This window comes from Pseudomonas sp. p50(2008), assembly GCF_015351605.1.
GTDB lineage: Bacteria > Pseudomonadota > Gammaproteobacteria > Pseudomonadales > Pseudomonadaceae > Aquipseudomonas.
On record NZ_JACMYF010000015.1, the window covers coordinates 68,340 to 77,035 of the forward strand.

The following is an 8,696-nucleotide window of genomic DNA, read 5'->3' on the forward strand; positions in this document are numbered from 1 at the left end:
CTCAAAGTTTCACGGGCAAGGACTCTGTAATTTTGAGTAACATAGCCACCTAACTATCTGAACATCTCCGCGTGGAGGTGGACTATATGTATAGATCTCAACCGTCCCACCACCTGAAGGAGCACTCCCATGTCCTGGTCCAAACCTGCTTACACCGATCTGCGTATCGGCTTTGAAGTCACCATGTACTTCGCAAGCCGCTAAGATCTCTCGCGGTTCAACGCCTCGGTTCACCGGGGCGTTTTTATTTTCAGATTCGAAATGATGGAGCGACCATGTTTGTCCAGATTCTAGGTTCCGCCGCTGGCGGTGGTTTCCCCCAGTGGAACTGCAACTGCGTGAACTGCGCAGGCTTTCGCGACGGCAGCCTGCGGGCAACAGCGCGCACCCAATCGTCCATCGCGATTTCCGATGACGGTGTGAACTGGGTTCTGTGCAACGCCTCTCCGGACATCCGCGCCCAGCTCCAGAGCTTTGCCCCGATGCAACCGGGCCGCGCCCTGCGCGATACCGGTATCAGCGCGATCATCCTGATGGACAGCCAGATCGACCACACCACGGGCCTGCTCAGTTTGCGTGAAGGATGCCCGCACCAGGTGTGGTGCACGGACATGGTCCACGAAGACCTGAGCACCGGTTTTCCGCTGTTCACCATGTTGACCCACTGGAACGGCGGATTGAGCTGGAACCGTATCGAACTGGACCAGAGCTTCACCGTCCCTGCCTGCCCCAATCTTCGCTTTACTCCGCTGCCCCTGCGTAGCGCCGCGCCCCCCTATTCGCCGCACCGCTTTGACCCGCACCCAGGCGACAATATTGGCCTGATCGTCGAAGACGTGAACACCGGCGGCAAGCTGTTCTACGCACCGGGCCTGGGGAAAGTCGACGCGCCACTGCTGGAGATCATGGCGGGCAGCGATTGCCTGCTGGTGGATGGCACGATGTGGGATGACGACGAGATGCAGCGCCGCGGCGTCGGTACGCGCACCGGTCGGGAAATGGGTCACCTGGCGCAGAACGGCCCCGGCGGCATGCTCGAAGTTCTCGAGCAATTGCCACTGCCGCGCAAAGTACTTATCCACATCAACAACACCAACCCGATTCTCGATGAGGATTCACCCGAGCGAGCGGAGCTGGTGCGACGCGATGTTGAAGTGGCGTATGACGGCATGAGTATTGTGTTGTAGCGAATGACCCCATCGCGGGCAAGCCACGCTCCCACAGGTTTTATGTTGCAACACAAAGCAAATAACCCCTGTGGGAGCTGGCTTGCCAGCGATGAGGCCGGTCCAGACGCCAAAGAACCCACCGGTTTATGCCCCGGAGAACCGAAATGACTGACACCCCGATGTCCCCCGCCGAATTCGAAGCCGCGCTGCGCGCCAAAGGCGCCTACTACCACATCTATCACCCCTATCACGTGGCGATGTATGAAGGCCGGGCGACCCGCGAGCAGATCCAGGGTTGGGTCGCGAACCGCTTCTACTATCAGGTGAACATCCCCCTGAAGGACGCCGCAATACTCGCCAACTGCCCGGATCGCGAGATTCGCCGCGAGTGGATTCAACGCCTGCTCGATCATGACGGCGCTCCCGGCGAAGACGGTGGCATCGAAGCCTGGCTGCGTCTGGGCCAGGCAGTCGGGCTCGATCCGGATCAACTGCGCTCTCAGGAACTGGTGCTGCCCGGCGTGCGTTTCGCCGTGGACGCCTATGTCAACTTCGCCCGTCGGGCCAGTTGGCAGGAAGCCGCCAGCAGCTCGTTGACCGAACTGTTCGCGCCGCAAATCCACCAGTCACGTCTCGACAGCTGGCCGCAGCACTACCCGTGGATTGACCCGACCGGCTACGAATACTTCCGTACCCGCCTGGGCCAGGCACGGCGCGATGTCGAACACGGACTGGCGATCACCTTGCAGCACTACACGACGCGTGAAGGCCAGGAGCGCATGCTGGAAATTCTCCAGTTCAAACTGGACATTCTTTGGAGCATGCTCGATGCCATGAGCATGGCCTACGAACTGAACCGCCCGCCTTATCACAGCGTGACTGAACAGCGGGTCTGGCATAAAGGAATCACCTTATGAGTTTCGATCGCAGCAAGACCCCGACCTGGCGTACTGGCTACCGTTATCAGTACGAACCGGCACAAAAAGGCCATGTGCTGCTCTACCCTGAAGGCATGATCAAACTCAACGAAAGCGCTGCATTGATCGGCGGTTTGATCGATGGCGAGCGCGACGTTGCGGCGATCATCGCCGAACTTGATGCGAAGTTTCCCGGCGTGCCCGAGCTCGGTGAAGACATCGAGCAATTCATGGAGGTCGCCCGTGCTGAGCACTGGATCGAACTTGCCTGACACTGTGTCAGGCACGTTGCCGCCCAAACCTGAAATCGGCTTGCCTCTGTGGCTGCTGGCCGAGCTGACCTACCGTTGCCCGCTGCAATGCCCCTACTGCTCCAACCCGCTGGATTTCGCCGAGCAGGGTAAAGAGTTGAGCACCGAGCAGTGGATCAAGGTGTTTCGCGAAGCACGGGAAATGGGCGCGGCTCAACTGGGCTTTTCCGGCGGAGAACCGCTGGTGCGCCAGGACCTTGCCGAGTTGATCGCCGAAGCGCGCAAGTTGGGTTTCTACACCAACCTGATCACCTCGGGCATCGGCCTGACCGAACAGAAAATCAGCGATTTCAAGAAAGCGGGTCTGGACCACATCCAGATCAGTTTCCAGGCCAGTGACGAGCAAGTGAACAACTTGCTCGCGGGCTCGAAAAAAGCGTTCGCCCAGAAGCTGGAAATGGCTCGAGCAGTGAAGGCCCATGGTTACCCGATGGTGCTGAACTTCGTCACCCACCGGCACAACATCGACAAGATCGACCGGATCATTGAGCTGTGCATCGCCCTTGAGGCCGATTTCGTCGAGCTCGCGACGTGTCAGTTTTACGGCTGGGCGCAGCTCAACCGGGTCGGTTTGCTGCCGACCAAAGAACAACTGGTGCGCGCCGAACGCGTCACCAACGAATACCGCGCCAGGCTCGAAGCCGAAGGGCATCCGTGCAAACTGATTTTCGTCACGCCGGATTATTATGAAGAGCGCCCAAAAGCCTGCATGAATGGCTGGGGCAGTATTTTTCTGACCGTCACGCCGGACGGAACCGCCTTGCCCTGTCATGGTGCCCGACAGATGCCGGTGCAGTTTCCCAACGTGCGCGACCACAGCATGCAGCACATCTGGTACGACTCGTTTGGCTTCAACCGCTTTCGCGGCTACGACTGGATGCCCGAGCCGTGCCGCTCTTGCGACGAGAAGGAAAAAGACTTCGGCGGCTGCCGCTGCCAGGCCTTCATGCTCACCGGTGACGCCAGCAACGCTGACCCGGTGTGCAGTAAATCGCAACATCACGGCGTGATTCTCAAGGCCCGCGAAGAAGCCGAGCACGCGACTCAGACCATCGAACAACTGGCCTTTCGCAATGAACGAAACTCACGCCTCATCGCTAAAAGCTGAGCCCTTCAGCGCCGCCAAAGCCGTCGCTGCCGGTGTCGACTTTGCCGAATTGCAGGTCGGCCGGCATGGCCTGTTCTGGAACGAATACCGACCCGAAGACGCCGCTTGCCGAATCTGGCATTGGCATAAGGGTCAGGCGCATTGCCTGACGCCACCAGGTTTCAGCGTGCGCAGTCGGGTGTATGAATATGGCGGCGGCGCGTTTTGTCTGACCGATGACGGGGTTGTGTTCGTCAACGAAGCCGACCAGCAGCTGTATCGACAGCCGCTTACGGGCGGGACGCCCGAAGGGCTGACTCGCGGCGAGTGCCGTTATGGCGATTTGCAGTTCGCCAACGGACAGGTCATGGCCGTCGAGGAGAACCGTGACCAGCATCGCCTGGTGGCTATCGATGTCGTTAACGGCACGCGTCATCTGCTGGTCGAAGGGGCTGATTTTTATGCGGCGCCGACATTGAGTCCCGACTCGCAACGCTTGGCCTGGATCGAATGGAGCCGACCGGATCAGCCGTGGACCGCCACTCGCCTGATGGTCGCCGATCGCCTCGACGATGGCGGCTTTTCCCTGCCGCGTTGCGTGGCCGGCGACAACGTTCAAGAATCGCTGCAACAACCCAGGTTCGATCGCAGTGGCCGACTGTATTGCCTGACGGATCGCGCCGGCTTCTGGCAGCCCTGGGTGGAATCTGCAGAAGGTTTGAGTCCGCTGCCCAGTGCAGAAGCCGACCACGGACCCGCCCCTTGGCAACTCGGCGGCTGCACCTGGCTTGCGTTCAGTGAAGACAGCTACCTGGCCAGCTGGACCGAAGATGGATTCGGCAAACTGGGCCTGGTCGCTGACGTCAGTGAAGACTTCACGGGCCCTTACAGCCGCTTCCGTCATTTGGCGATCGATGAGCAATTTATCTACTGCATCGCTGCATCACCGGTCAGTTCATCGGCCATTATCGCGATCGATCGCGGCACCCGCCAGGTGAAGGTACTGGCGGGCGGCGTCACACCGTTGCCCGCCGAACACATCAGCGTTCCACATACGCTGTGCTACCCCAGTGGCTCAGGCGAGGCCCATGGCTTCTTTTATCCGGCGATGACCGGTGAGGCGAAACCGCCGCTGGTGGTGTTTATCCATGGCGGGCCGACCTCCGCTTGCTACCCGATGCTCGATCCACGCATTCAGTACTGGGCGCAACGCGGCTTTGCCGTGGCTGACCTTAACTATCGCGGCAGCAGTGGCTATGGCCGGGCGTATCGCCAGGCTTTGCATTTGAGCTGGGGCGCGGTAGATGTCGAGGACGCCTGCGCGGTGGTCGCCTACCTGGCGGACCGGGGGATGATCGACGGCGACCAGGCGTTCATTCGTGGCGGAAGTGCCGGCGGTTACACCACCCTTTGTGCCTTGGCCTTTCACAACGTGTTCCGCGCCGGCGCCAGTCTTTATGGCGTCAGCGACCCGGTTGCACTCAGCCGCGCGACCCACAAGTTCGAAGGTGATTATCTGGACTGGCTGATCGGCGATCCCGAGAAGGATGCCGGGCGGTACAAGGCGCGAACACCGTTGCTACATGCGAGCAACATCCGGGTCCCGATGATTTTCTTTCAGGGTGAACTGGATGCCGTGGTGGTGCCGCAGCAGACCCGTGACATGGTCAAGGCGCTGCAAGACAACGGTATTCTGGTGGAAGCGCATTACTACGCCGACGAACGCCATGGCTTTCGCAAGGCAGGCAATCAGGCACATGCGCTGGAGCAGGAATGGTTGTTTTATCGAAGGATCATGGCGCTCGACAGCTGATACCGCATCGCTGGCAGGCCAGCTCCCACAGGTCGACCGGCTCGCACCCTGTGGGAGCGAGCCTGCTCGCAAAGCGATCTAACGAACGCTACAGTTTTCAGCGTTTGGCGATGATGTACACCGCATGCACGATCCCCGGAATGTATCCGCACAACGTCAGCAGAATGTTCAGCCAGAACGCCCCGCCGAAACCCACCTGCAGGAAAACACCCAGTGGCGGCAACAGAATTGCAATGATGATTCGAATGAAGTCCATGGGTCAGCTCCTGATTGAAATCGGCTCGTGTGAGCCACACAGCTAATCGACACGCGCCGTTGGTCAGGGTTCAGTACGGATCTTCAGGCCAGTATTTCCAGACCGTGTTTTTGAACGATGTTTAGCAGCTCTTTCACCGCCTTCTATTGCTTCATCGTTAAAAAAAACGCCCCACGCCAAAAGAATCAGGCGTGGGGCGATGCGTTATACCGCGAGACGGTTCGGGAATTCGTGTAGGGCGAGTCCGATCAGACGGCAATCCCTTTGCGACATTGCAGTTGCGCGGTGCGCACGCGAGAGAAAGCGCGGGCCAGGCGCAGGAGCATTTCGTCGATGTTGGATGTGCTGACGGTGAGTGCCGGGGTAAAGCGCAGGCAATCAGGCTGTGGGGCATTTAGCAGCAAGCCCTCGTGCAAAGCCGCCTTGACTACCGCATCAGCCGAGTCGTCGGACAGGGTCAACCCCCATAGCAACCCTCGCCCGCGCAGTTCGCCGTGACCGTAGCGATGGGCCAGACGCGCCAGACCTTCACGCAGGTGCTGACCGGTTTCGTCGACATGATCGAGAAAGCCTTTGTCCTGCACGCTGTCGAGCACAGCCAGGCCAGCCGAGGTCATCAACGCGTTGCCATGGTGGGTCCCGGTCAGTTCGCCGATGTCGAAACAACAGGCCTTCCCACGTGCCAGCAACGCCGCCAAGGGAACGCCGCCACCCAGTCCTTTCCCCAGCACCACGATATCTGCCCGCACGCCGTAGGACTGTTCAGCAAGCAAGGCGCCGCAGCGGCCGATACCGGTTTGCACTTCGTCGAAGATCAACAGGATGCCGAGCTCGCGGCACAACTGCTGGACGTCTTTAAGGTAACGCTCGGTGGCCGGGATAACCCCGGCATCGCTTTGAATCGGCTCGAGCATGATCGCCACGGTCTGGGCATCAACAGCCGCATGCAGGGCCGGCAGGTCATTGAACGGCACACGACTGAAACCGGGCAACAGCGGCTCGAATCGATTAGTCAGCGTTGTACTGTCCGACGCCGAAATCGTGGCAAGACTCCGTCCATGGCACGCGTTGTTTGCAACGATGATCCTTGAAGCGCCGCCGCGATATCGCTGACCCCATTTACGCGCCAATTTGATCGCCGCTTCACAGGCTTCGCTACCGCTGTTGAGCAGGTACGCCTGATCACTGTCGGTGCTCTTGCACAGCCGATTGGCGAAATTGAGCATGCCGCGATGCTGTAAACCGAAACCGACGTTAATCAGCGATTGCGCCTGCTCGGTGATCGCGTTGACCAACACCGTAGGACTGTGCCCAAGGCTGTTGGCGCCGCCGCCCTGGGAGAAGTCCAGATAGGCACGGTCATCGCTGTCCCACAGCCACGAGCCCTGACCGCGCACAAATACTTGCGCAGGTCGCTCAACGCTAGGCATCAGGCAATCGCTGGAGGGCTTATTGTCGCTGCAAGCCTGAAAACTGCCTTCCACAAGGTCATCGATACTGGGTGGACTACGACGCAAATTGAACAGATTCATCCGATCAAACCTCGTTCGAGGTTTTTTGCCTTGCCTATGCAAATGCCATCGACGTCAACGGTATTCATCTCGGTTTATGGCCCTGTAAGCCTTTTGAATGCGGTTAGACTATGCTCAGGCGCGGCCCTGAGCCATTTCGATTTACCAGCATTTTCGATAAGAGTTACTTATGGATTTCAAGCAACTGCGATATTTCGTCGCGGTCTACGAAGAAGGCCATGTGGGCCGTGCGGCCGAGCGACTGTCCATCTCCCAGCCCGCCCTGTCCCAGCAGATCCGCCACCTCGAACAAAACCTCGATGTCAGCCTGTTCGAACGCAGCAGCAAACGGCTGCTGCCCACGCTGGCGGCCCATACGCTATACAACCACGCACTGCCCTTGCTCGATGGCTTGCAACGCGCACGCGAAGCACTGGGTAATTTCAAGGGGCAGGCGCTTCGAACACTGGCCATCGGCGTCTTGCAAACCGTGCACACCAGCCTGGTACCGCAGATGCTCGAACGGGTACGCAAGGCGCAGCCGTATCTTGTCGTGCAGATCTATGAGTTAACGGGACTGGAGATCGAGCGTCGGTTGCTCAACGGCTCATTGGACATCGGCATCAGCTACCTGCCGCCACGCCAGCCGGGGTTGCACGGTGTGATGCTGTACGAAGATGAGCTGACGCTGGTCATCCCGGCGGATCACCCGTTGCGGGAATTCAAGAAAGTCTCGATGAGCCAGGCGGCCGAGTTGCCGATGTTGCTGCTGGGAGAAGAGTTTCAAGTCCGGCAGATCTGGCAGACGCAATTGGCCAGCCTGGGACGGCGACCGCAGGTGCAGGCGGAATTGAACAATATGGCAGGGATTCTCGACAGTCTGCCGAATACCCGACTGGCGACGGTCCTTCCGGGGCGCTCGCAGAAGGCACTCGGCAGCGACGAACTGCTGTGGAAACCTTTGACCGAACCGCGAGTGCCGTTGAAAGTCGGGCTGGTGTGCCGGGATGTGCAGCGCCAACAAGCCTCACTGGCTTTATTGCGCACCCTGTTGGAAGAAGTCATCAACGGGCCGCTTGACCGCTTGAACAACCCGGTCAACATCGACGGGCTCGGCTGAGCACTTTTCTGCGGGCAAAAGAAAACCCCGCCGAAGCGGGGCTTTGCAGACTGTTTCCCTGACATCCATTTCGCTCCGCCATCCTGGCAGAATCCTACGTGTCCATGTTGTTGCTAGTGCGCTTCCTGCGCTACGTCCATGTGAAGTAGATTAGCTCTGGATCCAATTTTCGCATAGGGCAGAAAGGCAGCACGTCATGTAAGAGAATGCTTACATGACGTTACATTTTTAGAACTGTGCTGCATCCAGCAGGAACAGCGATTCACTGCCCGCCTTCACCGACGCGCTCAACGAGTGAATCCGCGGCAGCAGACGCGCGAAATAGAACCGTGCCGTGCCCAGTTTGCTCGCGTAGAAATCCTCCTGCGCCTCCTTGCCGAACGCCGCCTTGGCCATCAGTGCCCACATGTAGGCGTAAGCCACGTAGCCGAAGACTTGCAGGTACTCGACCGAGGCGGCACCGATTTCATTCGGGTTGTTTTTCGCCCGATCCAGCAACCAGGCGGTCAGCT

The 8,696-nt window shown here is 59.2% G+C and carries 10 protein-coding genes; 7 read left to right on the top strand and 3 right to left on the bottom strand.

Annotated elements, in window-relative coordinates:
* The first annotated feature begins 129 nt into the window (after positions 1 to 129).
* From pqqA to H7698_RS29930, 6 genes are all read left to right on the top strand, one after another.
* Positions 130 to 204 (top strand): pyrroloquinoline quinone precursor peptide PqqA, encoded by a 75-nt coding sequence (gene pqqA, locus H7698_RS29905; protein ID WP_009045898.1) that lies wholly within the window; start codon positions 130 to 132, stop codon positions 202 to 204.
* A gap of 71 nt (positions 205 to 275) precedes the next feature.
* Complete coding sequence (pqqB, locus tag H7698_RS29910; protein WP_162436245.1) at positions 276 to 1,187, top strand: pyrroloquinoline quinone biosynthesis protein PqqB; 912 nt, start codon at positions 276 to 278, stop codon at positions 1,185 to 1,187.
* Between the two features lie 146 nt (positions 1,188 to 1,333).
* Complete coding sequence (pqqC, locus tag H7698_RS29915) at positions 1,334 to 2,086, top strand: pyrroloquinoline-quinone synthase PqqC (RefSeq protein WP_194693807.1); 753 nt, start codon at positions 1,334 to 1,336, stop codon at positions 2,084 to 2,086.
* On the top strand, positions 2,083 to 2,358 hold the full coding sequence (gene pqqD / locus H7698_RS29920) for a pyrroloquinoline quinone biosynthesis peptide chaperone PqqD (RefSeq protein WP_162436243.1): 276 nt from the start codon (positions 2,083 to 2,085) through the stop codon (positions 2,356 to 2,358). Before pqqC ends, pqqD begins: the two co-directional genes overlap by 4 nt.
* Before the next feature lie 4 nt (positions 2,359 to 2,362).
* On the top strand, positions 2,363 to 3,505 hold the full coding sequence (gene pqqE / locus H7698_RS29925) for a pyrroloquinoline quinone biosynthesis protein PqqE (RefSeq protein ID WP_162436297.1): 1,143 nt from the start codon (positions 2,363 to 2,365) through the stop codon (positions 3,503 to 3,505).
* The gene (locus tag H7698_RS29930) at positions 3,471 to 5,297 is read left to right on the top strand and encodes a S9 family peptidase (protein WP_194693808.1); all 1,827 of its coding nucleotides are present in this window, start codon (positions 3,471 to 3,473) and stop codon (positions 5,295 to 5,297) included. The genes pqqE and H7698_RS29930 overlap by 35 nt, the downstream gene beginning before the upstream one ends.
* A 97-nt stretch (positions 5,298 to 5,394) precedes the next feature.
* Here H7698_RS29930 and H7698_RS29935 read toward each other — a convergent pair whose 3' ends face one another.
* Both H7698_RS29935 and H7698_RS29940 read right to left on the bottom strand, forming a co-directional pair.
* On the bottom strand, positions 5,395 to 5,553 hold the full coding sequence (locus H7698_RS29935) for a YqaE/Pmp3 family membrane protein (RefSeq protein WP_003228885.1): 159 nt from the start codon (positions 5,551 to 5,553) through the stop codon (positions 5,395 to 5,397).
* A gap of 248 nt (positions 5,554 to 5,801) precedes the next feature.
* Positions 5,802 to 7,085: an aspartate aminotransferase family protein gene (locus tag H7698_RS29940; protein WP_194693809.1), complete on the bottom strand. Its 1,284-nt coding sequence runs from the start codon at positions 7,083 to 7,085 to the stop codon at positions 5,802 to 5,804.
* Between the two features lie 169 nt (positions 7,086 to 7,254).
* Here H7698_RS29940 and H7698_RS29945 point away from each other — a divergent pair, with 169 nt between their 5' ends.
* Positions 7,255 to 8,184 (top strand): LysR family transcriptional regulator, encoded by a 930-nt coding sequence (locus H7698_RS29945; protein WP_194693810.1) that lies wholly within the window; start codon positions 7,255 to 7,257, stop codon positions 8,182 to 8,184.
* Positions 8,185 to 8,412: 228 nt separating this feature from the next.
* Here H7698_RS29945 and H7698_RS29950 read toward each other — a convergent pair.
* A partial coding sequence (locus tag H7698_RS29950; protein WP_194693811.1) for an acyl-CoA dehydrogenase C-terminal domain-containing protein occupies positions 8,413 to 8,696 on the bottom strand: 284 nt, incomplete at its 5' end.

What these genes read in the sequence shown, in the direction of transcription:
- pqqC (WP_194693807.1), top strand. Translation starts at nt 1,334, where the DNA reads ATGACTGACACCCCGATGTCCCCCGCCGAATTCGAAGCCGCGCTGCGC.
- pqqB (WP_162436245.1), top strand. Translation starts at nt 276, where the DNA reads ATGTTTGTCCAGATTCTAGGTTCCGCCGCTGGCGGTGGTTTCCCCCAG.
- H7698_RS29930 (WP_194693808.1), top strand. Translation starts at nt 3,471, where the DNA reads ATGAACGAAACTCACGCCTCATCGCTAAAAGCTGAGCCCTTCAGCGCC.
- H7698_RS29940 (WP_194693809.1), bottom strand. Translation starts at nt 7,085, where the DNA reads ATGAATCTGTTCAATTTGCGTCGTAGTCCACCCAGTATCGATGACCTT.
- H7698_RS29945 (WP_194693810.1), top strand. Translation starts at nt 7,255, where the DNA reads ATGGATTTCAAGCAACTGCGATATTTCGTCGCGGTCTACGAAGAAGGC.
- H7698_RS29935 (WP_003228885.1), bottom strand. Translation starts at nt 5,553, where the DNA reads ATGGACTTCATTCGAATCATCATTGCAATTCTGTTGCCGCCACTGGGT.
- pqqD (WP_162436243.1), top strand. Translation starts at nt 2,083, where the DNA reads ATGAGTTTCGATCGCAGCAAGACCCCGACCTGGCGTACTGGCTACCGT.